Consider the following 25,267-nt stretch of genomic DNA (forward strand, 5'->3'; position numbering starts at 1 on the left):
TACCCCCTATGAAACACGCCGTCACGGCCAGCCCCTCGATCGTTATCAGCGACACCCTCGACAGCAGCTTCGAAACCCTGCTCGGCAACGGCCTCGCCACCTTCAATGAGCAGATGACCGGCTACCACGACCGGCAGCCCCTGGCCGTGGAACTCCAGGATCCGGAGACCGGCCAGGTCCTGGGCGGCATCAGCGGCCGCACCTCCCTGGGCCTGTTGTTCATCGACCTGTTCTACCTGCCCGACAGCCTGCGCGGCGCGGGCCTCGGCGCCCGACTGCTGCAGGCGTGCGAAGACGAAGGCCGGCGCCGCGGCTGCCGCTCGGCCGTGCTCTACACCCTGAGCTTCCAGGCGCCGTCCTTCTACGAAAAACACGGCTGGCAACGCTTCGGCGAAATCCCCTGCGCCCCCGAAGGCAGCAGCCGGGTCTTTATGAGCAAGGTTTTGTAGGAGCGAGCTTGCTCGCGATGGCCGCGCCGCGGAGTACCTGATCCACTGCGTTATCGTTCATCGCGAGCAAGCTCGCTCCTACAGAGGAAGGGGTTGGCTCACCAGTTATGGCTGTTGATCCGCTTTTGCCCCAGCAACTGGTCGACCATGGTCACGGCGGCCTCCTTCGAAGCGCAGTGCAGCAGGGGGTAACCCCAGAACTTGCGGTAGGTGTCGGCGAAGGCTTCCACCCGGGCCTGGGTCGCGCCGTCGGGGGCGATGACGATACTGGCCCGGATCCAGCGGCGGATCGCCTCCTTGTTGCGCTTCATCCACAAGGAGGCCTGCTTGAGGCTGGCCTGTGCGTCTTCGCCCGGCTGCGGTTGTTCCCCAGGCGCGTCGGCGGTCACCAGCACAAAGGGCTTCTGGCGTTGCAGCAACTGGTCGAGCTGGCTGAAAGGATCGGTCTGGCCGGCCGCGCCGCGGTAGTGCATCCAGACCAGGGGAAACTGACGATGGTCGATGTTCATAAGGCTTCCTCGACAAGAGACAAACAAGAATACCTATCATCTGCAAAGGAAACCTTGTCTGCATCAGTCAATCTGGACAAGCGATTGACCGATTCAGCCAAATGAAGATTCCACGTCCCGGACCGCCGAATGGTCGCCCAGCAGCATTCTGCGCTCGGCGAGGAAACGCGCCGGCGGCTGGCCCACGGCCTTCTTGAACATGCGGATAAAGGCACTGGCGCTTTCATAACCCAGGCCCAGCGCCACGCTCTCCACCGACTCGCCCCGGGCCAGGCGCTTGATCCCCAGCAGGATGTGCAACTGGCGTTGCCACTGGCCGAAACTCAGGCCGGTCTCGGCCAGGATCAGACGGCTCAGGTTGCGCTCGCTCATGCCGATCTGCTCGCCCCAGCCACCCAGGCTGCGACGCTCGGCCGGCTGCTCGATGATCGACGCGGCCATGGCGCGCAGCTGTGGGTGTCGGGGCATGGGCAGGTGGATCTGCTCCTGGGGCGCGGCGGCCAGTTCATCCAGGGCCACCGCCATCAAGCGCCCCTGCGGGCCGTCGAGGTCATAGAGCTCGGGCACCTCCACGCACCGCTTGAGCAACGCCTGCAACAGCGGCGAAACCGCCAGGGTGCAACAGGCCCCGGGCAGGCCGCGGACCTGTTCCGGTTCGACGAACAGGCAGTAACTCTCGGTCCGCTCCAGGCCCCGCACGTTGTGCCGCATATCCCCGGGAATCCACACCGCGCAGTGCGGCGGTGCCATCCACAGGCCTTCATCGGTCTCGCAGGTAATCACCCCGGCCAGCGGGAACAGCAGCTGCGCCTTGCGATGGCTGTGCCAGGGCCGCTCCCAGCGCGTGGCCTGCATGGAGATCCGCAGCGCATACAGCGGCCGGTCGATCCGGTCCGGGTCCTGGGGTTGATATTGGTCGTGCAGTACCGGCATGGCGAAACCCGTGGAGGATGAGACTTGGGCCACTGACCGGCCCGACTCCCTGACGCAGGGGATTGTGCTGGCCGCGGGGCATTTCGCCAAGCAGCGCCGGCATTCAGCCGGCGGCCTGGAACTTCTTGCGGTAAGCCGCCGGCAGCAGGCCGACCCGTTGCTGGAACAGCCGGCGAAACGAGTTGCTGTCTTCGTAGCCCACCTTGTAGGTGATGCTGTCCAGGGTCATGCGCGTGGACTCCAGCAGCTCCTTGGCCTTTTCCAGGCGCAGGGTCTGCAGATAGGCCAGCGGCGTGTAGCCGGTGGCCTCCTTGAAGCGCCGCTTGAAGTTCCTCACGCCGAAGCCGAAGCGCCGGGCCGTGTCGTCGATCAGCAGCGGCTGGTCGAAGTGTTCCTCCAGCCAGTCCTGCACCCGCAGGATCTCGCCATCCCCATGGCTCTTGGGCAATGACCACATGACATACACCGACTGCTCGCTGCGCACCTTGTCGATCAGCAGGTACTTGCCGCATTTCTGCGCCAGCTCCAGGGACGCGAAACGCCGCACCAGGTGCAGCAGCAGGTCCATGGCCGCGCTCGCGCCGCCGCTGGTGATCAGGCCCCGGTCCTCGCAGAGAAGCTGCCCCTCGTCCAGTTCAACCCCGGCATAACGCCGCCGGAACAGCTCGGCGAAAGCCCAGTGGGTGGTGACGCGGGCGCCCTTCAGCAGGCCGGCTTCGGCCAGCAGGAAGGTGGCCGTGCACATCGAGGCCAACACCGCACCCCGAGCGTGCTGTTGTCGCAGCCAAGGCCCATAGCCGGCAAATGCCGGCAAGGCCTCCTTCAAGGTGAAGAGAAAACCGGGGATCAGCACCAGGTCGGTCTGGGCGATCTCGGCCACGGACTGCTGCACCCGCAGCGCTTGCCCGCCCCAGGCGCTGACATCGGCGCCATCCAGCGAGGCGACCACCACCTCGAACGGCGCGTTGGCGGTGTCGGCGAACAGGTTGGCGGCGCTCAGTACTTCCAGGGCCAGGGTGGCGCTGGCGGCGGAACAGTGATCGGCCAGGAGCAAGGTGACGTGCATAGTGGATTCCGTTGCGCTTTTCGCATGAAAAAAGTCATTTGCGCACCTAGCTTAGCCGATCCCCCTTGCCTAAAGTGCGGCCATCCTTTCAATCATCGGTGTATTCATGAATCTCTGGTTCCGCATGCTGCTCATGCTGTTTCGTCGTCCGTGGCGCAAGCCGGTCGAAGGCCTGGCCACCACCGTCGTGCGCATGCGCGTCTGGCCGCTCGACCTCGACCTCAACCTGCACGTCACCAACGGCCGCTACTTCACCCTGGCCGACCTCGGGCGCATGGACTTCGTCCTGCGCAGCGGCGCCTACCGCGTGGCCCTGCGCCACAGGGCGGTGCCGATCGTCGGTGATGTGTGGGGCAAGTTCCGCCGTGAACTGAAGCTGTTCGAAGCCTTCGAGGTCCACAGCCGGATCCTCGGCTGGGACGAAAAATGGAGTTTTATGGAACACCGCTTCGTCAGCAAAGGCCGGGTCACCGGCGTGGTGGTGATGCGCGGGCTGTTCCGCTCGGCCAAAGGCACGATCGCCCCCGGTGAGTTCGTCCATGAACTGGGCCTGGAACTATCGCCCGAGTTGCCACAGTGGCTGAAAGACTGGTCGCAAAGCTGCGATGACATGAGCGTGCAACTGCGCGCGGAAGAAAACCCGGCGCGTTGAGGCAGGTCGCTGAGACAACAACGCCATTGCCGACCCAGGTCGACAATGGCGTTGATGCGCGACAGCCAGCGTTTGACCGAGTGAGCGAGCGACGCGCCCGCCCACTCACTCAGTGCGGAGCGCGGGGGATGGTCTTGAGCAGGTCTTCGGGGCTGATGTGGCCGACCACGCTGCCCGGTTGCGGCATGTTGAGGATGTGGCCTTTCATCTTGCCGATGATGTGCATCTCGCACGGCTTGCAGTCGAACTTCAGGGTCAGTACTTCGTCGCCGTGAATCAGCTGCATCGGCGCCACCTTGGTACGCACGCCGGTCACACCCTTGGCCTGTTTCGGGCACAGGTTGAAGGAGAAACGCAGGCAGTGCTTGGTGATCATCACCGGCACTTCGCCGGCCTCTTCGTGGGCCTCGTAGGCCGCATCGATCAGCTTCACGCCATGGCGGTGATAGAAGTCGCGAGCCTTCTGGTTGTAGACGTTGGCCAGGAACGACAGGTGCGATTCCGGGTACACCGGCGGTGGCGTGGTCTCGGCCTTGCGGCTGCCACGCGGGTGGGCGGCGATCCGCGCGGCGGTCAAGGCTTCGATCACCTCACGGCGCAACGCCTTGAGCTGGGAGTTGGGGATGAAGTACGCCTGCGGCGCATCGAGCTTGATGTCGATGGCGTGGTACTGCGTGGTACCGAGCTGGCCGAGCAGGTCCTGCAGTTGCTCCAGCGCCTGTTCCGGCTTGTTGGCGACGCCGAACGGGCCGTTCAGGGTCACGCTGGCGCTGATCCCTTCTTCACTGGTCGCGGTCACTTCCAGTTGCTCTTCACGCAGGCGCGCGACCCAGCTCAGGGCCACGCGACGTTCGGCGGAAGTCTTCTGCAGGGCTTGTTGCCAGTTGTGATCGAGGTTGCGGTTCAGCGGGTGGTTCGGCCGCAGCTTGTAAAGGCCTTCCGGCATCTCGTTGGGCTCGACGCGATAGCGATAGCGTTTCTCGCCATCTTCTTCGAACTCGCCCTTGGGCTCGGCGATGTTGGCGCGGAACCCCACCACTTCGCGCTTGACCAGCACGTTGAGGCCGTCACCGTTGGACAGCGGCTCATGGGTCACCACTTGCAGGTCGCGCTTGGCGACTTTCTCCACCACGCCCACCGGCAGGCCGGTGAAGGTCGGCGAGTCGAAGGCGCCGATGTCGATCTTGCGATCGGTGACGAAATAATCGGTGCTGCCGCGGTGGAAGGTCTTTTCCGGGTCGGGCAGGAAGAAGTGCGCGGTGCGGCCGCTGGAGGCGCGGGCCAGGTCGATACGGTCTTCGAGCACGTCGTCCAGGCGCTGGCGGTAGTAGGCGGTGATGTTCTTCACATAGCCCATGTCCTTGTAGCGCCCTTCGATCTTGAACGAGCGCACGCCGGCTTCCACCAGGGCGCGGATGTTGGCGCTCTGGTTGTTGTCCTTCATCGACAGCAGGTGCTTCTCGTAGGCGATCACGCCGCCCTTTTCATCCTTGAGGGTGTACGGCAGGCGGCAGGCCTGGGAGCAGTCGCCACGGTTGGCGCTGCGGCCGGTCTGCGCGTGGGAAATGTTGCACTGGCCGGAGAAGGCCACGCACAGCGCGCCGTGGATGAAGAACTCGATCGCCGCGTCGGTTTCGTCGGCGATGGCGCGGATTTCCTGCAAGTTCAGCTCACGGGCCAGGACCAGTTGCGAGAAACCGGCCTGGTCGAGGAACTTGGCCCGCGCCAGGGTGCGGATATCGGTCTGGGTGCTGGCGTGCAGCTCGATCGGCGGAATGTCCAGCTCCATCACGCCCAGGTCCTGGACGATCAACGCATCGACGCCGGCGTCGTACAGCTGGTGGATCAGCTTGCGCGCCGGCTCCAGCTCGTTGTCGTGGAGGATGGTGTTGAGGGTGGTGAAAATCCGCGCATGGTAGCGCCGGGCGAACTCCACCAGCTCGGCGATTTCACTCACCTCGTTGCAGGCGTTGTGGCGCGCGCCGAAGCTCGGGCCGCCGATGTACACGGCGTCGGCGCCATGCAGGATGGCCTCGCGGGCGATGGCTACATCGCGGGCAGGGCTGAGCAATTCCAGGTGATGCTTGGGCAAGGACATATTTTTTTAGTCAGGCTTGTCACGGTCGAGGCGCGCATTGTAGCGGCGAAACGCCTGACCGGCACCCGTGTACTGCCCGATGGCGCGCACTCGCCGAGCGGCGCCACCGGCCAAAGGCTGGAACTCAGGCCTTGGCCGCCATCGCGGTGACTTCCACGCGCATGCCTTCGACCGCCAGGGACGCCACGCCAACGGCGGCGCGCACTGGCCAGGGCTTGGCGAAGAAGCGCTGGTAGACCTCGTTGAACGCGGCGCGGTCGGCCATGTCGGTGAGGTAGATGGTCAGGTGCAGGACCCGGTCCATGGAGCTGCCGGCCTTTTCCAGGGCCACCTTGAGCGCCTGCAGGGTGCACTCGCTCTGCGCGGTGATGCCGCCCAGTTCCAGGCTGCCGTCGGCGCGGGTGGGGATCTGGGTGGAAACCAGGATGCCAGCGAAGCCGGCGACGTCGGAAGAGATGGAGTCCGCGTCGGGATCGGGAATGAAGTCGATATCGTGGTTGGCCATGGGGCTCTCTTGTTCGGGGGTCATAAAGGATGGCCGGCGCCTTGCTGGGCAACGGCTTTGGCGCGCCAGTTTACAGCCCCGGCGCCGGGTCGTGCGGGAATCGGCTGGAAAACCCGGCCTTCCCTCCTCGCCCGGTGGCAGCCTGTAACACTCCAGGGCGCGGGCGACGCTGCCGCCCGACTATTATCCCTGCCAGGCATTTATCGCCGACAGGCCCTCGATATCCTGCTGGCCATTCGCGCATCAATACGGAGAACCAACCCATGAAGATCATGATCACCAGCGTGGTCGTCGACGACCAGGCCAAGGCCCTGGCCTTCTACCGGGATGTGCTGGGTTTTCAGCTCAAGCACGACATCGCCATGGGCGAGCATCGCTGGCTGACGCTGACCTCACCCGGCGACCCCGACGGCGTCGAGTTGCTGCTGGAGCCCGACGCCCACCCGGCCGCCAAGCCGTTCACCTCGGCGCTGAAACGCGATGGCATTCCCTTCACCTTCTTCGGGGTCGAGGATGTGCACGCCGAATATGCCCGGTTGAGTGCCCTGGGTGTGCAGTTCACCCGACCGCCGACGGTCGCCGGCCCGGTGACCCTGGCGGTCTTCGACGACACCTGCGGCAACCTTATCCAGATCGTCCAGCAGACCTGAACAGCCATGGCATGGCGAACTGGAGGCAGGCCCTCGACGATCTCATTGGATTGCGCGAAGCCTGAATAATCAGCTTCGCGCAGATATCCACTCGCTCCCCGTTTTACGGCCTGTCGGGCACGACGCCGCCAATCATCACTGCCGTCGATCATTCAAATCATGAAAGCGGATTTTTTATTTTCCGCCGATGCCTTCAGAATGGCGCCACCTTCAATACCGTCGGACAAGTACGTCATGAATATCAATTTTGCAGTCGCCTGCATGATCGTGGTTTCCTTTGCCATCGCCCTGTTCCACACCTGATCGGTAGCCCCGCTCGACATGGCACCCGGCCATCGGCACGGGTGCAGGCCACTGACTTGCCGCGTTCCCCACGCGGCATTTGTTGAACATCAAGAACCTGTCCTCACCCTCGGGAACTCCCAAAGTTAAATGCTTCAGGGTGCCGCCAAGCTTCTTCGTGGCTCAGCCATGACAGCTAAGGAACAAGTCCAGGTCTTTTGGCAGAGTGATCGCCGCGAGATGCTCTATTGCATCAGTTTGTTCGGGGGTTAGAAAATAGCTGCTCACGGCCTCCGCCTCGCTCTGCCAGCCCATCACAGGCATCAGGCATTCTGTGGTGAGCGTTGGTAACTCCATCTCGAATACCGCTTCATCGCCATCTGGAGGTATGCCGTATATCTCGAATTTCAGTTCGTACTTCATGGTTCAATTTCCCTGGATCTGTCTGCCGGCTTGGTTTGCCGCCCCGTTATCGGGTCGAACTCACCTAGATGTTTCCCGCGCTTGTTGTATTTCTCCAATGCCCCATGCTGAGAGTCCCACTCATAGAGTGTGCCGTCTTTATCTTTCCAGCGGTCACGCAAGCCGCCACCCTTTTTCCGAGTCTTAGGTCTCGCCAGCTTGAGGCCAGGGAATGCAGGGAAGCTTTTAGGTTTGGGGTAGTAGCTGTGATCTCCTGGCAGGATTAGCGAGATGTAAATCGGCTGGATACCGGTGTTCGGAAACCAGATGATTGCATCTTGGTAGTCGGGCGGATGCACTGGATTGACCAATATCTTATCGGCCTGCTCAGTGGGTGGAAAAACCCAGGCCCCGGGCTTCAACGAGGCGCCTTCCAGCGTGGGGATGCCTAGCACGGCGTTTGGATCGGCTGCCGGAGTCCATATGAGCTCAGTTCCGTTCCCCAAATCCGCTACCAGTTGATCGCCAAGGCTCTTCGCTTCGATAACAGGCACCTGCTGCCACTCTGCCTTGGTCCCGGTATAGAACCCGTAAACACTCACAGAACCATCCGGCAGGTGTTTTACGTTGACCCGTACACGGGTGTTCCCTTGGTTCAACTGCGCGTATTGCTCGGAGGTATAGAACGCACTGTCAGCCGACGTATCGTCAGGCAGCAGTAATGCCGCGAAACCCACAGCGGCGGAACCCGCCAAGGCCAAGGTGCCACCAAGACGAGCTACCAGCCCCGAAGCACTCCCCGAACCACCCACCCATTGCAGTGGAGTACCGCCTGCGGATATCACTGGGCCGGTGCCCAGCACCGCATAAGTACCGTATTGCTTCAGCAACTCGACGGGCACAAAACCACCGGGGTTGCTATGGTTTATCACCCCATTGGGCAAGGTGCAGGACTTGGCGAAGACACAGCCAACAGGACCAGGCTTTGCCTCTGGCTTGGCTGGCAGGTCCTTGTATTCGGCCCAGCGTTGTTCACCGAGATCGACAGGTTCCACGCCTCTATCGCGATAGCCCTTCGGGGCGTTGGGTACATAGCCGCTCATCCGTGTCCGCTTCCGCATTACCCATAAAAAAGCCTCCGGGAGGAGGCGAATAGTTGCAGTTGGCGGTTGGACGTTACCCTGAAGGGCGGCAGTTGGTAGTTAGGACAATTCTGAAGATTCGTCGTTAAACATCTCTTTAAAATCGGGTAGACATTGGTTTTGTAAGTCATCACGGTCAGTTGTGTTTAAAATGCCCGCCCTTTTATTGCCGGCCCTCCTTCGATGAACTCCGAAGCCCTCTCCATCCTGCACCATCACCTGCTGACAGCCCTGGCGTCCGCTCCCGCGGAAACCCGGCGCCTGTTCCATGGCCGCGGTCGTTGCTGGCCGGGGCTGGAGCAGGTGACCGTCGACTGGCTGCAGGGCGTGGTGCTGGTGGCGCTGTTCAAGGAGCCGGAGCCGGAACAGCTGGAGGCGCTCAAGCAGTTGCTGCTGGCGATCAGCACCTCGCCGCAGTGGCAGGCCTGTGGCGCCCATACCCTGCTGCTGCAACACCGCTATCAGCTGCAAAGCCCGGTGGACTGGCTGGTGGGCGAACCTATCGAGGAATGGACCCTGGTCGAGGAAGGCCTGCGGTATCGGGTGGACCTGGGCAAGAAGCAGAACAACGGCCTGTTTCTCGACATGCGCTACGGTCGCAACTGGGTGCGCGCCAATGCCCGGGGCAAGCGCGTACTGAACCTGTTCGCCTACACCTGCGGCTTCTCGGTGGCGGCCATCGAAGGCGGCGCGACCCATGTGGTCAACCTCGACATGTCGCGCCCGGCCCTGAGCCGAGGCCGCGACAATCACCGGCTCAATAGCCACGACCTGAGCCAGGTAACCTTTCTCGGCCACGACCTGTTCAAGTCCTGGAGCAAGGTGAAGAACGCCGGCCCCTACGACCTGGTGATCATCGACCCGCCTTCGTTCCAGAAAGGCAGTTTCCTGCTGACCAAGGACTACGCCCGGGTACTGCGGCGCTTGCCGGAATTGCTCACCGCCGACGGCTGCGTGCTGGCCTGTATGAACGACCCGGCCGTCGCCTCGGACTTCCTGATCGACAGCGTTACCCGCGAAGCCCCGGGACTGCGCTTCGAACAACGCCTGGACAACCCGCCGGAGTTTCCCGATACCGATATCGAAAGCGGCCTGAAGGCCCTGGTGTTCCGCCGGGTCGAATAAGCGCGCAGCATCTCAGGTCTGACTTGCCGTAAGTCCGCACTCGCAATCCACCGCCCCAGGCCTGGGCCGCGTCGTGATGAATGCGCGGATGCCAGGCCGTAAAGCCCGGCACCTCACGCCGCCGTCACACCGGCGCCTGCACCACCTCGATGCCCAGGCGCCGGTAGTCCTCGATGCTGCCCGAGGCCAGGTGCTGCTCGGTGATCAGCGTATGCAGGCGATTGCACGGCGCCACGGCAAAGGGTTCCACCGCGCCGAGCTTGTCGGCGGTGGTCACCGCGACCACCTGGGATGCGCTGTCGAGCAGGGCCTGTTTCACCGGCACCTCGTCGAAGTGCAGCGAGGTGATGCCGACTTCCGGATGAATCGCGCACACTCCGGTGAACAGCAGATCGGCGCGGATGCCCTGGATCAGGCGTACCGCCTCATGGCCACCGGAAGACAGGGTCGCCGGGTTGAGCCGGCCACCGGCGAGGATCACCTGGCTGCGCGGGTACTCGGCCAGGGCGATGGCGATCAGCGGCGAAGCGGTGACCGCGGTGATGCCGATATCGGCAGGTAGCGACTGGGCGATCAGCAGCGTGGTCGAGCCCGAGTCGAACATCACGATCTGCCCTTCCTGCACCCGCTGCGCGCCGAGCCTGGCCAGGTGGCGCTTGACCTCGCTGCTTTCGCCCAGGCGGGTGAACACATCCTTGCCGGTGTCCTTGGGTCGTGGCAGCGCGCCGCCATGCACCCGCTGCAGCAGCCCGGCATCGGCCAGCTCCGCCAGGTCGCGGCGGATGGTGTCCTCCGAGACCGCGAAATGCTGGCCAAGCTCGGAGGCCATGACCTTGCCGTCGCGCTCGAGCAGCAACAGGATCTTCTGCCGGCGCACATGGGGCAGCTCGGCGACTGAATGCTGGTTTTGCATGCTTATGCCTGCTTTTGCGTGTTTATGCGAGATTAGCCAAGGCCCCGCCCAAACACAATGCTCACCCTGCGCATTGGCCGCCGGGGCCCAGGCTTGCTTTACTGATTCAATCCCAGGTCGAACCTGTCCCGCCTACAAGCCGTGCGGCACCAGGACGTCCCCCATGATTGAAGAGGTAGCGCGCGATGGAACGTCTCAGTGCCAAAGACTTCGCCCCCGAGTTGCTCGAACTCTACGACTACTACGCCCACGGCAAGATCAGCCGCCGCGAGTTCCTCGACCGGGCGGCGGCCTTCACCCTGGTCGGGCTGACCGCCAGCGCCACCCTCGCCGCCCTGACGCCGAACTACGCCCTGGCCGAACAGGTGTCGTTCACCGACCCGCAGATCGTCGCCGAATACATCACCTACCCCTCGCCCAAGGGCCACGAACAGGTCCGGGGTTACCTGGTGCGCCCGGCAAATGCCGAAGGCAAGTTGCCGGCGGTGGTGGTGGCCCATGAAAACCGCGGGCTCAACCCCTATATCGAGGACGTCGCGCGGCGCCTGGCCAAGGCCGGTTTCATCGCCCTGGCCCCCGACGGCCTGACGTCGGTCGGCGGCTACCCGGGCAACGACGACAAGGGCCGCGAACTGCAACAGAAGGTCAATCCGGAAAAGCTGATGAACGACTTTTTCGCCGCCATCCAGTGGCTGCTCGAGCACGACGCCAGCACCGGCAAGGTCGGCATCACCGGCTTCTGCTATGGCGGCGGGGTGGCCAATGCCGCGGCCGTGGCCTATCCCGAACTGGCGGCAGCCGTGCCCTTTTACGGACGCCAGCCGGACAGCGCGGAGGTCGAACGAATCCAGGCGCCACTGCTGCTGCACTACGCCGAACTGGACACGCGCATCAACGAAGGCTGGCCGACCTACGAGCAGGCGCTGAAAGCCGCGGGCAAGACTTACGAGGCTTATATCTATCCCGGGGTGAACCACGGTTTTCACAACGACTCGACCCCGCGCTACGACGAGGCAGCCGCCACCCTGGCCTGGGACCGGACGCTGGCGTGGTTTCGCAAATACCTGGTTTAGGCCAACGGCTGACAGCATTTAAAGACGACGGCGCGAGCGCGCCGTCGCCTGCACTCAGCAGCTCACTCCTTCAGCAACGCCGTGGCGATCACCGTGCCCATGGGCGTCGGTTGCGGATCGTTCTGGTGCTGCACCGCATTCAACGCCCAGGCTTCCAGCTGCACCCGGTCCTTCTGGAAGATCATCATGTGGGTCGAACCGCCGAACTCGAAATGCCCGATCTCGGTGCCGCGGGTGATGTTCACCGGGGCGGCGCCTTGGTCAACGATGAACTGGGGTTCGATCACGCAGGTCGAGACCTCGACCATGCCGATGCAGATCAGCGCGACATACCCGCAGGTCGGGTGCTCAAAGACAAAGATCGCCCGGGCGGCGACATGCCCCAGATACGGCTGCGACTCGGTGCCCTCCCAGGTGCCCTCGCCTTCGCCCTGGGCCGGACGCTGGGCGAAATAGGTGCCCGGCTGTACCCAGGAGCGCACCAGCTTGCCGTCGAGCGGCGCGTTCCAGCGGTGATAATGGGTCGCCGAGAGGAAGCCCTGGTACGCCTGCCCACCCTGGAACGGAGCGGCCCACTGCTCCTGGCCGCCGAACAGGTCGAGCAGCGAATAATTGACGTCCTTGATCCAGAATTCGGTCTCGAACGCCACGTTGTTTTCGTACTGCCAGGGCGTGGTCTCGCAGCCGATATTGACCTGGGTGAGCGCGTTGCCCTGGAACGGCCGCGCGCCAGGCACGAACTTGCGGATGAAGAACGCATTCCAGGAATCGAAGCCGTAGCCGGGCAGGTTCGGATCATGCTCCATCTGCGTCCAGACCCCGGCCTCGTGGGCCGCCTTGGAGATCCACGAGCCTTCTTTTTCCGGGTCGTTGATATCCAGCTTGTCGAGGGACGCGCTGCTCTTGAGGAAGCTGTTCCAGGCGTTGAGCACCTTCTTGAACTGCTGGTTGAAGGTCGTGTCATGGAACAGCGCGACGCCCGCCTCGGTGCCCATCGACACCGCCAGGAAGGCGTTCATCGGCGTGCCGACCTGGGCCGTGGCGTTGAACGACGATGAGGTGCTGATGATCTCGTTGAGGATCTCGAAGAAGCTGTCATAGCCGGCGATCCACAGCGCATCGCCGTCCGAGTCCTTGATCTGCTCCTTGGTCGCCTCGTCCAGGGTCGCCACGTAGTCGTTCGACTGTTCGATCATCGAGTTGATCCACATGCGGTACACGCTGTTGTGGGTAACCCAGGTCTTGAACTCGATGATTTCCTTGCGCATCGGCGTCAGGGTGCCGGCCTTTTTCTTCTCGGCGATCAGGTCGCGCAGCGGCACCAGGAACCTGGCCGTGGCCCACACCCGGTTGGGCACCCAGAAGCCCATCTGGATCGGTCCGGCGTTGGCCAGCGTGAGGCGCTCGGCGCCGGTGCTTTCCAGGCGCGCCTGCCGCGAAGGCTGTTTGGGGTTGCTGAGTTGTTTGTCGTACTGAGTCATTTCTTTACTCCTTTAAAGAGGCGGCGCCCGGGCGGCGATGGCGCGGGCGCGACCAGACTGCGGTGAGGTACTGGCCAGCAAACGACTGCTCCAGCAGGCGTTCATGTCAGGGGGGCGACAAGGGTTATGTACGGGGTTGAACGACACTCCGTGTCCTTCTCGCAATGCCGGTCCCGGGCAGAATGCGGCGGCCGAACGGCCATCTACAGGCGCGACTTGCCTGGACAAGTAAAGCTGCTCCGGCGGGTTTCGGGGGGCCGGCAGAAATTTATAGAGCCGACCGCCTCACACCCCCACTCGGCTGGCGACCGGCGCGTGCCGGGCCATCAGCTCGGCGACCCAGTCGATAAACACCCGCAGCTTGATGCTGATATGCCGGTTGGGCGGGAACGCCACGTAGATCGGCATCGGATCGAGCTGCCAGTCCTCGAACAGACGCACCAGTTCGCCCCGTTCCTGGTGCGCCCGGGCCATGTAGTCCGGCAGCCAGAGCACGCCCAGGCCCGCCAGCCCGGCGGCGAGGTAGGCATTGCCATCGTCGACCGCCAGCACGTAGCGCCCCTTGATCTGCAGGCTCTCGCCGTGACCGCGCATGGCATACGGCAGAGCCTTGCCGGTGCGCGCCCAGAGAAAACCGACGATGCGATGCAAGGACTCCTCCAGCTCGCGCGGATGCGCGGGAGTGCCGAGACGCTCCAGGTAGCTGGGCGCCGCATACACGCCCAGCTGGAGATCACCGATCCGCCGCGCCATCAGCGACTGGTCCGTCAGCTCGCCACCGCGCACCACGCAATCCACATTCTCGCCGAGCACATCGACGATGCGGTCGCTGACACCCAGGTCGATCTGGATGTCCGGGTAGCGGGCGTGAAACCCGGGCAGCGCCGGCACCAGGATCATGCTGGCCAGCGGACTGGGCACATCCACCCGCAAGCGTCCCCTGGGTAGTGTCGAGGCGCTGGACAGGCTGGTCTCGGCATCGTCGAGGTCGGCCAGCAGGCGCACCACGCGTTCGTAATACACCGCGCCGTCGGCCGTCAGGTGGACCCGGCGCGTGGTGCGGTTGAGCAACTTGACCCGCAAGCGTGCCTCCAGTTGCTGCACCAGTTGCGTCACGCTGGTCTTGCTCATGTGCAGCGTGTCGGCGGCCTTGGTGAAGCTGCCCGCCTCCACCACCCGGGCAAAGGCCTGCATCGCATCAAAACGGTCCATTTCCACCCCGGCTAACCATTGGATTGTTTGGATTCCACAAACAGTGATAGCTACGGTTGCTCGTTTATCGGCCAGGCGCAAGTGCCTAGAGTCAGCTTCATCGTTCATTCCAGGTCGGCTTCGACCCTTATCGATGGAGGCAACACATGACTCAGCGCGACGTGGTTTTTCCGCCCGGACGCCAGGCGCTTTACCAGCGCAACCGCTACTCACCGGCGATCCGCTCCAATGGCTTTCTGTTCGTTTCGGGCCAGGTCGGCAGCAGCGCCGATGGCTCGCCCGAGCCGGACCTTGAGGCCCAGGTGCGCCTCGCGTTCACTAACCTCAACGCAATCCTGGCCGCCGCCGGCAGCTCCTTCGACGACGTGATCGACGTCACCGTGTTTATCGTCGATCCCGAAACCCGCTTCGAAACCATCTGGAAGGTGGTGCCGGAGTTCTGGGGGAAAGCACCGCACCCGACGCTGACCGCCGTGGGCGTGACCTGGCTCTATGGCTTCGACTTCGAGATCAAGGTCATCGCCAAACTGCCGGAAAGCACCGCCGGCTGATTCACAACCCTCGACCGGGTCACGTCCGTGACCCGGGCTTCCACGGCCGGACAGATCGGCCATGCCCCTCCCATTCCCACACCCGTGCCCACGCCTGACCCAGCATCACCCATCTGCTGACCAATGATCTTTTGTCAGCCCCGCGCGCCCGATAGTTAACTCTCGCCCCGCGAAGTCCTTTGACGGACCCCGTCACAAAATCAATAAGAGGGTTGGCCGATGCAAAGCAGTGGCGCGTTGCTGTGGGTGTTGTTGGCCGCGATCGTGATGATCGTGGTGTTGATTGTCAGGTTCCGGGTGCATGCCTTTCTCGCGCTGATCGCCGCCTGCGGCCTGGTCGGGGTGGGTTCGGGGATGCCCTTGAACGGCATGCTCGAGTCGTTCCAGAAGGGCCTGGGCGATACCCTGGGGTTTCTCGCCGCGATCATCGGGCTGGGCAGCATCCTCGGCAAGATGCTCGAGGAATCGGGGGGTGCCGAACGCATCGCCCAGACCCTGCTCAACACCCTGGGCGAGCAGCGCGCGTCCTGGGTGATGATGCTGGTGGGGTTCATCGCCGGTATCCCGGTGTTCTTCGAGGTCGGCTATATCCTGCTGATTCCGCTGGTGTACGTGGTGGCCAAGGAAACCCGGCTCAACCTGCTGTACCTCGGCGTGCCGCTGGCGGTGTCGCTGATGTGCGTGCACTGCATGCTGCCGCCCCACCCCGCGGCCATGGCCATTACCCACTTGCTGGGGGCCGACGTCGGCAAGGTGATCCTCTACGGCCTGATCGTCGGCCTGCCCACCGCCATCGTCGCCGGACCGCTGTGGATCCGCCTGGTGGCGCGCCGCCAGGCCGACCCCTGGCAGGCGGCCTTCCTCGAAGAGCGTTGCGAGGCCCGTGGCGAACGCGTGCTGCCGGGATTCTGGCTGACCCTGCTGACCATTTTGCTGCCGCTGCTGCTGATGATCGGCAAGACCTTCGCCAGCGCCCTGCCCACCGGCTCGACCCTGTCCGTGCTGCTGTCGTTCTTCGGCAACCCGCTGGTGGCGCTGGTGATCGCCGTGGTCTTCGCCTACTGGTCCCTGGGCCTGCGCCGCGGCCTGTCGATGTTGGACCTGCTGGGGCACACCCAGAAAAGCCTGCCGCCGCTGGCCAGCATCCTGCTGATCATCGGCGCCGGCGGCGCCTTCAACGGCATCCTGATCGACAGCGGCGTGGGCAAGGTGCTGGCCGATTCCCTGACCCGGCTGGACATCAACCCGGTGGTGCTGGCCTGGCTGGTGGCGGGCCTGATGCACTTCGCGGTGGGCTCGGCCACCGTGGCCATGATGAGCGCCGCCGCCATCGTACTGCCGACCCTGGGCGTCGACTCCGGCTACAGCAAGGAGATCATCGTGGTCGCCATCGGCGCCGGGGCCATCGGCTGGACCCACGTCACCGACTCGGCCTTCTGGGTGGTCAAGGAGTACCTCGGGGTGTCGCTGGCCGACGCGCTCAAGACCTTCACCAGCGCCACGGTCCTGGCCTCGGTGGTGGCCCTGCTGCTGACCCTGAGCCTCGCTCATTTCATTTAAAACCTTTGTCACAGGAGTCCTCCCCATGATCGCAGGCCAGCCACTCGCTACCTGGACCCGCCGCTACCCGCTGCTCGAAGAGCTGATGGCATTGCGCGAAACCACCTGGTTCACGCCCACCCGCGCGCCCCTGGCCGATGGCCTGAGCGACCTGGCGCTGAGCGCCGCCGACGTGGCCGACGCCAGCGCGCGCCTCGAGCGTTTCGCCGCGTATTTTCGCGTGGCCTTTCCCGAGACCCTGGCCAACAACGGCATTCTCGAATCGCCGATCCAGCCGCTGCCGGCCTTGCAGACGGTACTGGCTGCTCGTTACGGCCAAGCCCTGCCCGGCGCGCTGTGGATCAAGCAGGACAGCCACCTGCCGATCTCCGGGTCGATCAAGGCGCGCGGCGGTATCTATGAAGTACTCAAGCACGCCGAACACCTGGCCCTGGAGGCCGGCCTGCTGCGCCTGGACCAGGACTACAGCGTGCTCGACTCGCCCGAGGCCCGGGCGCTCTTCAGCCGCTACCGGATCGCCGTGGGTTCCACCGGCAACCTGGGCTTGTCCATCGGCCTGATGGGCGCCCGGCTGGGGTTCCAGGTCACGGTGCACATGTCCGCCGACGCCCGCCAATGGAAGAAGGACAAGCTGCGCGCCCACGGGGTGAATGTCATGGAGTACGAAAGCGACTACAGCATCGCCGTGGCCCAGGGGCGCCAGCAGGCCAGCGCCGATCCGGCCTGCCATTTCGTCGATGACGAGAACTCCACCGACCTGTTCCTCGGCTACGCCGTGGCCGCCGAGCGCCTGAGCCGGCAACTGCAACAGGCCGGGGTCCGGGTCGATGCCCAGCATCCGCTGTTCGTCTACCTGCCCTGCGGTGTCGGTGGCGGCCCTGGCGGCGTGGCGTTCGGCTTGAAGCTGGCGTTCGGCGACGCCGTTCACTGTATATTTGCCGAGCCCACCCATTCGCCGTGCATGCTGCTCGGGGTGCACACCGGGCTGCATGACGAGGTGTCGGTGCAGGACTTCGGCATCGACAACCTCACCGCCGCCGACGGCCTGGCCGTCGGCCGCGCCTCGGGGTTTGTCGGCCGCGCCATGCAGCGGCTGATCGAGGGTTACTACACGGTCAGCGACGACGAACTGCATGCCCTGGTCTGGCTGATGGCCAAGCACCAACAGCTGCACCTGGAGCCCTCGGCGGTGGCCGGTGTCCCGGGCATCGCCCGCGTGCAGGCGCAGCGCGAGCAGTACCTGCGGCGCAGCGGCATGAGCGCCGAGGCGTACACCCGGGCCACTCACCTGGTCTGGGCCACGGGCGGCAGCATGGTCCCGGACACCGAGATGCAAGCTTATCTGGCGCAAGGTGCCCGGGTGCTGCAAGGCTCATAACAGACCGACAGGAGAAGCGCCGGCTTGTACAACCTACCGCCCCGACTGGACGCCAAGCTCAACAGCAGCCAGTTCTCGAACCTGTTCACCTTCCAGGTCGCGGCCCGCCACCTGAGCTTCAGCAAGGCCGCCGATGAGTTGTGCCTGACCGCCAGCGCGGTCAGCCATCGCATCGCCCGGCTGGAGGCGGAGCTGTCGATCCAGCTGTTCCGCCGGCTGACCCGGCGGGTTGAACTGACCGAGGCCGGCGAGCGTATTTTTGCGATTCTCCAGCAGACCCTGGGCGACCTGTCCGAAGTCCTGGCCCAGCCGGTCGACGCCGACCTGGCCGGGCCGCTGACCCTCTACGCCCATCCGTCCATCGCCCATTCCTGGCTGGTGCCGCGCCTGGCCGAGTTCGGCCTGCGCTTTCCCGGGGTCCGGCTTGACCTGCGCGTAGGCAACGACCGCATCGACTTCCGCACCCGGCAGATCGACCTGGCGCTGTATTACGGCAATGGCGAGTTCCATGGGCTGGTGGCGCACAAGCTGATGCAGGAACGGGTCGCGCCGGTGTGCAGCCCGCAATACGCCGAACGCCATGGATTGACCGGGGCGGTCGAGCAACTGCAGCAGTGCACCCTGCTGCATGACTCACTGGCCTGGGACCACGCCACCTTCGACTCCGAATGGGCGCTGTGGATTCGCCAGCATGGCGACGGCGTGCCCATGCCGAAACGCGGGGTGACTTTCGATCGCTCGGACCTCTGCGTCACCGCCGCCATCCACCATGCCGGCGTGGCGATCGGGCGCGAGCACCTGGTCAGCGAGGCCATCGGGCAAGGCCGGCTGGTGCTGCCGTTCACCGGGTTTACCCGCAGCGGCGAATACGATTACTACATCGTCCACCCGACCCTGGAGGCCCTGCCACGACGGGTCTCGGCCTGTATTGCCTGGTTGCAGGAGTGTGCGGCGCAAACGCCGGGAATCTGAAGGCCGGCACGCAATGGCCGGCCGGGGAGGATCAGCGGCTGGCGCCGCCCTTCTTGCGCAGCGCCTTCAAGCGCTGGCTCGCCCGCTGCACCGCCGCCATCTTTTCCGGGCGCTTCATGCGCTTCCATTGGCGGATGTCGTCCTTGCTGCGCCCGCAACTCAGGCACAGGTCGCCGCTCAACTGGCAAACGGCGATGCAGGGGTTGTCGATTTCCTTGGCCATGCTTCAGCCTGGCTGTCGGTCGTCGCAGGTGCCGCGAACCATCAATGCTGCATCTTGCTGTGGTCGGCCATGTTCAGCGCGCGGGCCTGGGCCTCGACCTTGATCGACTCTTTCTCGCCCTTGGCGTTTTCCACCACCAGGGTCAGCGGCACCTTGTCGCCTTCCTTCACCTGGGCGACCAGGTCGATCAGCATCACGTGATAACCATGGGGATCCAGGGCCACGGCCTTGCCGGCCGGCAAGGCGACGAAGTCCGCCGGGCGCATGCTCATCACATCGTTGTGCATGCTCGACTGGTGGATCTGCACGATCTTGGCCACTGGCGACTCGACGCTGAGCAGCTTGCTGTCGTCACTGGCGGTCAGGGTCATGAAGGCCCCGGTCGCCTGTTGCCCGGCGACGGTGGCGCGTACCCAGGCGTCGTCGACCTGGGTCTGGGCCGCGGCCTGGCCAGCCAGGCCCAGCAGGGACAGGCCGATCAGCATGCGTTTGGCGCGTTGGCCGATAGCGGTTTTATTCAGGGCCGGGTACATCAGCAGACCTCCATGACGGTCAGTAGATCTTCCGCGCACTCTTGCGCGGTAAGCGATTGGGACAAGCCAAGGCGCAACGTGCCCCGGGAGTCGTAGACAAAACTGGTCGCGGTATGGGAGAGGGTGTAGGTCGAACCGCTGGGGATCTTCTCGTAGAACACGTCGAATTCCTTGGCCGTGGCCGCGGTCTGCTCCAGCGTGCCGTACAGCGCGACGAACGTCGGGTCGAAGGCCTTGACGTAGGCGTCGAGGACCTGCGGGGTATCCCGCTCGGGGTCCAGGGTGATGAAGATCACCTGCAGGCGGTCGCCGTCGCGGCCCATCAGTTTCTTGGCCTGGGCCGCGCGCGCCAGCGTCGTGGGGCAGATGGCCGGGCACTGGGTGAAACCGAAGAACACCATCGGCATCAGGCCGCTATAGCTTGAGAGCGTCCTGACGTTGCCCTCGGTGTCCTTGAGCTTGAAGGTACGGCCCATGATCTTGTCGCTCAGATCCTTGCCATATTTGTACGACAGCTGGCCCCGGGTATCGCAGCCGGCCAACATACCGAGGCCGAGCAGCCCCATACCTGCAATCACCTCGCGGCGACTCAACAAAACACTCATTCGTTACCGCCCTTTGAGGAGCCGAAAATCCAGACGACCCGCCGGGCGGCTCATCCGTAAAAGCCACGCATGGTAGCAAAACGCGACGCCCCGCTTCCTGCCAAATGGATGACAGGTTGTGTGCGACCATGGTCGGGTGCGGCGTTTAGCCGCGCTTTCCAGCGGCTCTCAGCCGAGCCGTGCCAGGCGCTTTTGCCAGTTGCCGCCGTTGATGCGCTGGCATTGTTCTTCGCTGTCGTACCGCACGTGGGCCGCCAGCGCCTGCAACTCCACACCTGCTTCATGCAGGGCCATGGCTGTCAGTTCGAGCATGCGTTCGCCCTGCCCGCTGGCCAGGGCCCGGGCCTTGCTGGCCTGGGTGTCGAAGACCCAGACCACCCTCAGGCTGGCGGGAAACGCCGCGTGATCGGCCACATGGGTCAGCCAGGAAAACCCGGCGATTTCCGCCTTGGCGGTTTCGCAGGCATCGGTGAGGCTGGCGACCAGGCGGCGTTCGAGACGCGCCTGCTCGCGTTTGCTTGATGGCATGGAGGCTCCTTGGCGGCCCGGCATCGATCGCCGGGCTGTGCGGCTGCGCAGTCTTGCCGCCAGCGCCCGGCAATACAAGCCCCGGGTGGCCGGCGCAGCGGTTATTCCGTAACATTCGCCGCCTTTCGACATTCCCTCGCAACCCCGGCCGCTCTCCTGGCCGCCCTCTCAGGTAAACCATGAAACCCGCTCGCCTTCGCGCCGACGTCCTGGCCGGACTCACCACCTCTTTCGCGCTGGTGCCCGAGTGCATCGCCTTCGCCCTGGTCGCCCACCTCAACCCGCTGATGGGCCTGTATGGCGCCTTTATCATCTGCACCCTGACCGCGCTGTTCGGCGGCCGCCCAGGGATGATTTCCGGCGCCGCCGGGTCGATGGCGGTGGTGATCGTCGCGCTGGTGGTGCAACACGGCGTGCAGTACCTGCTGGCCACGGTGCTGCTGGGCGGCCTGGTCATGATCGCCTTCGGCCTGCTGCGCCTGGGCAAGCTGGTGCGGATCGTGCCGTATCCGGTGATGCTCGGCTTCGTCAACGGCCTGGCGATCATCATCGCCCTGGCCCAGCTGGAACACTTCAAGGCCGACGAGCGCTGGCTCAGCGGTACGCCCCTGTGGCTGATGCTCGGGCTGGTGGCGCTGACCATGGCCATCGTCTACCTGCTGCCGCGCCTGAGCCGCGCGGTGCCGCCGGCGCTGGTGGCGATCCTCGGGGTCGGCCTGCTGGTCTACCTGCTGGGCCTACCGACCCGCACCCTGGGCGACATGGCCCATATCGCCGGCGGCCTGCCGCGCCTGGCGTTGCCGGATATCCAGTGGAACCTGGAGACCCTGGGCATCATTGCCCCCTACGCCTTCCTGATGGCCATGGTCGGCCTGCTGGAAACCCTGCTGACCCTCAACCTCACCGACGAAATCACCGAAAGCCGCAGCTTCCCGGACCGCGAATGCGTGGCCCTGGGCGCGGCCAACATCGCCTCCGGCCTGTTCGGCGGCATGGGCGGTTGCGCGATGATCGGCCAGACCGTGATCAACCTCAGCTCCGGCGGCCGTGGCCGGCTGTCCGGGGTGGTCGCCGGGACGATGATCCTGCTGTTCGTGCTGTTCCTCTCGCCCCTGATCGAGCGCATTCCGCTGGCGGCGCTGGTCGGGGTGATGTTCGTGGTGGCCCAGCAGACCTTCGCCTGGGGCTCGCTGCGGGTGCTGCACAAAGTGCCGCTGAACGACATGCTGGTGATAGTCGCGGTGACCATCATCACCGTGTTCACCGACCTCGCCATCGCGGTGCTGTGCGGCATCGTCATCGCCGCCCTCAACTTCGCCTGGCAGCACTCGCGCGAGCTCTACGCCGACAGCCACGAGGAAGCCGACGGCAGCAAGCTGTACCGGGTCCACGGCACCCTGTTCTTCGCCTCGACCACCTCCTTCCTCAACCACTTCGACCCGGCGGGCGACCCGGCCCAGGTGACCCTCGACTGCCGCCACCTGAGCTTCGTCGACTACTCGGCCATCGCCGCCCTGAAAACCCTGCGCGAACGCTACGGCAAGGCCGGCAAGCACCTGCGGGTGACGCACCTGTCCGAGCGCTGCAAGCAGTTGCTCAAACGCGCGGGCATCCAGCACGGCTGAGATCGGGCCTACGGAGCCGCCTGCAGGGGCCTTGCGGCGCTCCACAAACGCCTTTACACCCCCGCCCCGTTTCCTTACTGTCGGGCAGCCTCGGCCTCAAGCGGGGCTGTTTACCCCATACATTGCATAGACGGAGTGAGTCATGTCAGGGAAAGACCTGTTGCTCAACAGCATCGAGACACTGAAAGAAAACTTGATGCTTGGGCACAAGCAATCGCAAAAGTACCCTTCGACAGTCATCGGCAACGAAAGGGAACTCATCATCGAAAGCCTGCTGGCTCGGGTTCTGCCGCACAACATCCGCTATGGCTCCGGCGTCATCATGGACGGCTACGGAAAAACCACGGGCCAGATCGATATCGTCCTCGAGTGCGAGCAAAGCTTCAGCCTGCCCATCACCTCCGGCAAGCAACGGCTGTACTTTGCCGATACCGTGGCGGCCGCCATCGAAGTGAAGTCCGACCTGCGGAAGCAGAAGGTCGAGGCATTCGCACAAAGCCATGCGGTCCAACAGCTACAACGGAAAAAGTCGAAAGAGAAGTTCATTTTCAGAAATGAATACCTGGTCCCGTCCTACATCATTGCTTTCAAAGGACCGGACAAAGACACCATTGCCAAGTGGCTGTTTGAAGAATGCAGAGAGAAAAATCAGCATTACCCCACAGGAATCCTCTGCCTGGAACCCGCTTACTTTTTCAGCTTTGAACCCTCTGGAAACTTCGAGGCATCCGGGGACAGCGCGGTTTTCGCGTTTCTGTGCAGCCTCTCCAATTGGCTTTCCTTCAACAGAGACAGCCGCTTCGACATCAAGAGCTACGTCTCGCTCCTGGATGAAGCCGAGGACGACTGACGACAGTCGACGCCCCCCGCAAATACCTGAAAAACAGAAGGCGAGCCGCAGCTCGCCTTTTTTCATCGGCCGAGCACGGGGTGCTCCGGTCAAAACAGCGACATCATTGTGATATCATCGCCACCTTTCCGGCCAGGGCCCGTGCAACCCCGTCCATACCGGAAGCCCCCATAAAGAAGGCGCCACGATGCGCCTCCCGCCTGCCTTGCCTGCAAGAACCGACGACGCCCCGGAGTCTTTCCGAGCGCGCGCCGCTTTGCTGCGAACCTGCCGGATGCCGCGCAGGTTGTGCCTTTTGCCGCCACAAGGAACACAGTCATGCTTTTACGATCGATGAACATTTCCCGCCGTGCAGGCCTCAGTTTTGCCCTGATCGCGCTGCTGGCGGTTGCGCTCGGAACCTTCTCCTTGCTGGAAATGCGCCGCATGAACGAGCAGTCGCTCGAGGTCGACAGGAACTGGCTGCCCTCGATCGTCGCAGCCAACGCCATGGCCCTGACCAGCACCCAGATCCGTACCCTGACCCTGCGCCAGCTGGTGGTACGCGACAGAAGCGACGTCGAGGCCCTGCTGGACCGGATCAATCAGCTCGAGGAGCAGTTGTCGGCCCAGCAGCTGGTCTACGAAAAACTCAGTATCGCCCCCGAGGAAAAGGCCGCGTACGCGCGATACCTGGGCGTCAAGGCGCTGTACCTCAAGGACCAGCAGCGCGTCCTCGACCTGGCGCGCCAGGGCCGCAAGGACGAAGCGATCGCGATCGTCGACGGCGGGCCGTTCCTGGCCAATGCCGACGCCATGCTCAAGGAATTGCTGACCGTGGTCGAGGTGAATACCCACGGTGGCGAAGCGGCGGCCGCGCGCAGCAACGAGGTGTTCCACAGCGCCGTCGGCCTGGTGCTGGCGATCCTGGCCATCGTGCTGGTGCTGACTGTCGGCCTGGCCATCGTACTGACCCGCAGCATCGTGCGGCCGCTGGGCCAGGCCGTGGAAGTCGCCGAGACCATCGCCAGCGGCGACCTGTGCCATGCCATCAGCGTGACCGGCAACGACGAACCGGCGCGCCTGCTGCACGCCCTGCAACGCATGCAGAACAGCCTGCGCGGCACCCTGCAGAAGATCGCCGATTCCTCCAGCCAACTGGCCTCGGCCGCCGAGGAGCTGCATGCGGTGACCGAAGACTCCAGCAAGACCTTGCACCAGCAGAGCAACGAACTGGAACAGGCCGCCACCGCGGTCAACGAGATGACCGCGGCCGTGGAAGAAGTGGCGCGCAACGCCGTCAGCACCTCCGAGGCGTCCCGGGAAACCGACGCCACCGCCCACCACGGCCGGCAGCAGGTGCAACACACCGTCGACTCCATCGGCGACCTGGCCGACGAGGTGACCCGCACCTGCGAGCAGGTCGAACACCTGGCGGTGGATGTGCGCAATATCGGCCAGGTCCTGGAGGTGATCCGCTCGATCGCCGAGCAGACCAACCTGCTGGCCCTCAACGCGGCCATCGAGGCGGCCCGGGCCGGCGATGCCGGACGCGGTTTCGCCGTGGTCGCCGATGAGGTGCGGGCCCTCGCCCATCGCACCCAGCAGTCGACCCAGGAAATCGAAAGCATGATCAACACCATCGAAGAAGGCACCGAAGGCGCGGTGAGCGCCATGCGCCACAGCAACGAACGCGCCCACCTGACCCTGGAAGCCGCCCGCGCCTCGGGCCTGGCCCTGGACCAGATCACCCAGGCCATCACCTCGATCAACGAACGCAACCTGGTGATCGCCAGCGCCAGCGAAGAGCAGGCCCAGGTCGCCCGCGAGGTCGACCGCAACCTGGTGAACATCCGCGACCTGGCGACCCAGACCTCGGCCGGGGCCAACCAGAGCAACGCCGCCAGCCAGGACCTGTCACGCCTGGCGGTGGAACTCAACGGCCTGGTGACTCAGTTCAAGGTCTGACGG

Annotated in this window: 27 protein-coding genes and 1 pseudogene; 13 read left to right on the forward strand and 15 right to left on the reverse strand. The window is 64.3% G+C overall.

Features of this window, described 5'->3' with window-relative positions; all coding sequences use genetic code 11:
- The first annotated feature begins 8 nt into the window (after positions 1-8).
- Positions 9-449: a GNAT family N-acetyltransferase gene (locus DK261_RS31165; RefSeq protein ID WP_110177366.1), complete on the forward strand. Its 441-nt coding sequence runs from the start codon at positions 9-11 to the stop codon at positions 447-449.
- Between the two features lie 98 nt (positions 450-547).
- Here DK261_RS31165 and DK261_RS31170 read toward each other — a convergent pair whose 3' ends face one another.
- The 3 genes from DK261_RS31170 to DK261_RS31180 form a co-directional block, all read right to left on the reverse strand.
- The gene (locus DK261_RS31170) at positions 548-958 is read right to left on the reverse strand and encodes a hypothetical protein (RefSeq protein ID WP_110177368.1); all 411 of its coding nucleotides are present in this window, start codon (positions 956-958) and stop codon (positions 548-550) included.
- 93 nt (positions 959-1,051) lie between these two features.
- Positions 1,052-1,891, reverse strand: a complete 840-nt coding sequence (locus tag DK261_RS31175) for a helix-turn-helix domain-containing protein (protein WP_110177370.1) — start codon at positions 1,889-1,891, stop codon at positions 1,052-1,054.
- Positions 1,892-1,994: 103 nt separating this feature from the next.
- Positions 1,995-2,957, reverse strand: a complete 963-nt coding sequence (locus DK261_RS31180; RefSeq protein WP_110177372.1) for a GlxA family transcriptional regulator — start codon at positions 2,955-2,957, stop codon at positions 1,995-1,997.
- A gap of 106 nt (positions 2,958-3,063) precedes the next feature.
- Here DK261_RS31180 and DK261_RS31185 point away from each other — a divergent pair, with 106 nt between their 5' ends.
- Positions 3,064-3,609, forward strand: coding sequence for a thioesterase family protein (locus tag DK261_RS31185; RefSeq protein WP_038631562.1), 546 nt, complete (start codon positions 3,064-3,066; stop codon positions 3,607-3,609).
- A gap of 109 nt (positions 3,610-3,718) precedes the next feature.
- On the opposite strand, the gene DK261_RS31190 is transcribed toward DK261_RS31185, so the two are convergent.
- Complete coding sequence (locus DK261_RS31190) at positions 3,719-5,707, reverse strand: U32 family peptidase (protein ID WP_016702839.1); 1,989 nt, start codon at positions 5,705-5,707, stop codon at positions 3,719-3,721.
- A 124-nt stretch (positions 5,708-5,831) separates the two neighbouring features.
- Complete coding sequence (locus tag DK261_RS31195) at positions 5,832-6,212, reverse strand: RidA family protein (RefSeq protein ID WP_009048334.1); 381 nt, start codon at positions 6,210-6,212, stop codon at positions 5,832-5,834.
- A 263-nt stretch (positions 6,213-6,475) separates the two neighbouring features.
- Between DK261_RS31195 and DK261_RS31200 the strand changes: the two genes are divergently transcribed.
- Complete coding sequence (locus DK261_RS31200) at positions 6,476-6,862, forward strand: VOC family protein (protein WP_041986842.1); 387 nt, start codon at positions 6,476-6,478, stop codon at positions 6,860-6,862.
- 152 nt (positions 6,863-7,014) lie between these two features.
- On the opposite strand, the gene DK261_RS33735 is transcribed toward DK261_RS31200, so the two are convergent.
- From DK261_RS33735 to DK261_RS31210, 3 genes are all read right to left on the reverse strand, one after another.
- A complete protein-coding gene (locus DK261_RS33735) occupies positions 7,015-7,146 on the reverse strand; it encodes a hypothetical protein (protein ID WP_016702842.1) in 132 nt (43 codons plus the stop codon).
- 181 nt (positions 7,147-7,327) lie between these two features.
- Positions 7,328-7,567, reverse strand: a complete 240-nt coding sequence (locus tag DK261_RS31205; protein WP_051673129.1) for a pyocin S6 family toxin immunity protein — start codon at positions 7,565-7,567, stop codon at positions 7,328-7,330.
- Positions 7,564-8,649 carry a colicin E3/pyocin S6 family cytotoxin gene (locus DK261_RS31210; RefSeq protein ID WP_110177374.1) on the reverse strand — a complete coding sequence of 362 codons (1,086 nt, stop codon included), beginning with the start codon at positions 8,647-8,649 and terminating at the stop codon, positions 7,564-7,566. Before DK261_RS31210 ends, DK261_RS31205 begins: the two co-directional genes overlap by 4 nt.
- A 222-nt stretch (positions 8,650-8,871) precedes the next feature.
- Between DK261_RS31210 and DK261_RS31215 the strand changes: the two genes are divergently transcribed.
- The gene (locus tag DK261_RS31215; protein WP_009048331.1) at positions 8,872-9,813 is read left to right on the forward strand and encodes a class I SAM-dependent methyltransferase; all 942 of its coding nucleotides are present in this window, start codon (positions 8,872-8,874) and stop codon (positions 9,811-9,813) included.
- A 124-nt stretch (positions 9,814-9,937) separates the two neighbouring features.
- Here the strand turns inward: DK261_RS31215 and DK261_RS31220 are convergent, their stop codons facing one another.
- Positions 9,938-10,726, reverse strand: coding sequence for a DeoR/GlpR family DNA-binding transcription regulator (locus DK261_RS31220; RefSeq protein WP_009048330.1), 789 nt, complete (start codon positions 10,724-10,726; stop codon positions 9,938-9,940).
- A gap of 185 nt (positions 10,727-10,911) precedes the next feature.
- Between DK261_RS31220 and yghX the strand changes: the two genes are divergently transcribed.
- On the forward strand, positions 10,912-11,799 hold the full coding sequence (gene yghX, locus DK261_RS31225) for a YghX family hydrolase (RefSeq protein WP_110177376.1): 888 nt from the start codon (positions 10,912-10,914) through the stop codon (positions 11,797-11,799).
- A 62-nt stretch (positions 11,800-11,861) separates the two neighbouring features.
- Here yghX and DK261_RS31230 read toward each other — a convergent pair whose 3' ends face one another.
- Positions 11,862-13,280, reverse strand: coding sequence for a phosphatidylserine decarboxylase family protein (locus tag DK261_RS31230; protein ID WP_110177378.1), 1,419 nt, complete (start codon positions 13,278-13,280; stop codon positions 11,862-11,864).
- A 285-nt stretch (positions 13,281-13,565) separates the two neighbouring features.
- Positions 13,566-14,492, reverse strand: a complete 927-nt coding sequence (locus tag DK261_RS31235; RefSeq protein ID WP_110177380.1) for a LysR family transcriptional regulator — start codon at positions 14,490-14,492, stop codon at positions 13,566-13,568.
- 146 nt (positions 14,493-14,638) lie between these two features.
- On the opposite strand from DK261_RS31235, the gene DK261_RS31240 reads away from it, so the two are divergent.
- The 4 genes from DK261_RS31240 (at position 14,639) to dsdC (ending at position 18,953) form a co-directional block, all read left to right on the forward strand.
- The gene (locus DK261_RS31240; RefSeq protein ID WP_110177382.1) at positions 14,639-15,043 is read left to right on the forward strand and encodes a RidA family protein; all 405 of its coding nucleotides are present in this window, start codon (positions 14,639-14,641) and stop codon (positions 15,041-15,043) included.
- A gap of 219 nt (positions 15,044-15,262) precedes the next feature.
- Positions 15,263-16,603 (forward strand): gluconate:H+ symporter, encoded by a 1,341-nt coding sequence (locus DK261_RS31245; protein WP_110177384.1) that lies wholly within the window; start codon positions 15,263-15,265, stop codon positions 16,601-16,603.
- A gap of 25 nt (positions 16,604-16,628) precedes the next feature.
- Entirely contained in the window at positions 16,629-17,981 is a 1,353-nt protein-coding gene (locus DK261_RS31250; protein ID WP_110177386.1) for a D-serine ammonia-lyase, read from the forward strand.
- A 24-nt stretch (positions 17,982-18,005) separates the two neighbouring features.
- The gene (dsdC, locus tag DK261_RS31255) at positions 18,006-18,953 is read left to right on the forward strand and encodes a DNA-binding transcriptional regulator DsdC (RefSeq protein ID WP_009048323.1); all 948 of its coding nucleotides are present in this window, start codon (positions 18,006-18,008) and stop codon (positions 18,951-18,953) included.
- 31 nt (positions 18,954-18,984) lie between these two features.
- Here the strand turns inward: dsdC and DK261_RS31260 are convergent, their stop codons facing one another.
- The 4 genes from DK261_RS31260 to DK261_RS31275 form a co-directional block, all read right to left on the reverse strand.
- Positions 18,985-19,176, reverse strand: coding sequence for a DUF1289 domain-containing protein (locus tag DK261_RS31260; RefSeq protein WP_009048322.1), 192 nt, complete (start codon positions 19,174-19,176; stop codon positions 18,985-18,987).
- A 41-nt stretch (positions 19,177-19,217) separates the two neighbouring features.
- Positions 19,218-19,709, reverse strand: coding sequence for a copper chaperone PCu(A)C (locus DK261_RS31265; protein ID WP_096373760.1), 492 nt, complete (start codon positions 19,707-19,709; stop codon positions 19,218-19,220).
- Positions 19,709-20,314 carry an SCO family protein gene (locus tag DK261_RS31270; protein WP_110177388.1) on the reverse strand — a complete coding sequence of 202 codons (606 nt, stop codon included), beginning with the start codon at positions 20,312-20,314 and terminating at the stop codon, positions 19,709-19,711. The genes DK261_RS31265 and DK261_RS31270 overlap by 1 nt, the downstream gene beginning before the upstream one ends.
- 168 nt (positions 20,315-20,482) lie before the next feature.
- Complete coding sequence (locus tag DK261_RS31275) at positions 20,483-20,842, reverse strand: hypothetical protein (RefSeq protein ID WP_110177390.1); 360 nt, start codon at positions 20,840-20,842, stop codon at positions 20,483-20,485.
- Positions 20,843-21,021: 179 nt separating this feature from the next.
- Here DK261_RS31275 and DK261_RS31280 point away from each other — a divergent pair, with 179 nt between their 5' ends.
- From DK261_RS31280 to DK261_RS34020, 4 genes and pseudogenes are all read left to right on the forward strand, one after another.
- A complete protein-coding gene (locus DK261_RS31280; protein ID WP_041986861.1) occupies positions 21,022-22,467 on the forward strand; it encodes a SulP family inorganic anion transporter in 1,446 nt (481 codons plus the stop codon).
- A 142-nt stretch (positions 22,468-22,609) separates the two neighbouring features.
- Positions 22,610-23,317: a DUF6602 domain-containing protein gene (locus DK261_RS31285; RefSeq protein WP_009048317.1), complete on the forward strand. Its 708-nt coding sequence runs from the start codon at positions 22,610-22,612 to the stop codon at positions 23,315-23,317.
- A 333-nt stretch (positions 23,318-23,650) separates the two neighbouring features.
- Positions 23,651-24,406 (forward strand): annotated as a pseudogene (locus DK261_RS34015) (MCP four helix bundle domain-containing protein); the annotation flags it as partial.
- Positions 24,401-25,264, forward strand: a complete 864-nt coding sequence (locus DK261_RS34020) for a methyl-accepting chemotaxis protein (protein ID WP_371356844.1) — start codon at positions 24,401-24,403, stop codon at positions 25,262-25,264. The pseudogene DK261_RS34015 and the gene DK261_RS34020, both read left to right, overlap by 6 nt.
- Positions 25,265-25,267 lie beyond the last annotated feature (3 nt).

Origin of the sequence: Pseudomonas sp. RW409, assembly GCF_003184125.1 — a bacterium.
Lineage (GTDB): Bacteria > Pseudomonadota > Gammaproteobacteria > Pseudomonadales > Pseudomonadaceae > Aquipseudomonas > Aquipseudomonas chlororaphis_I.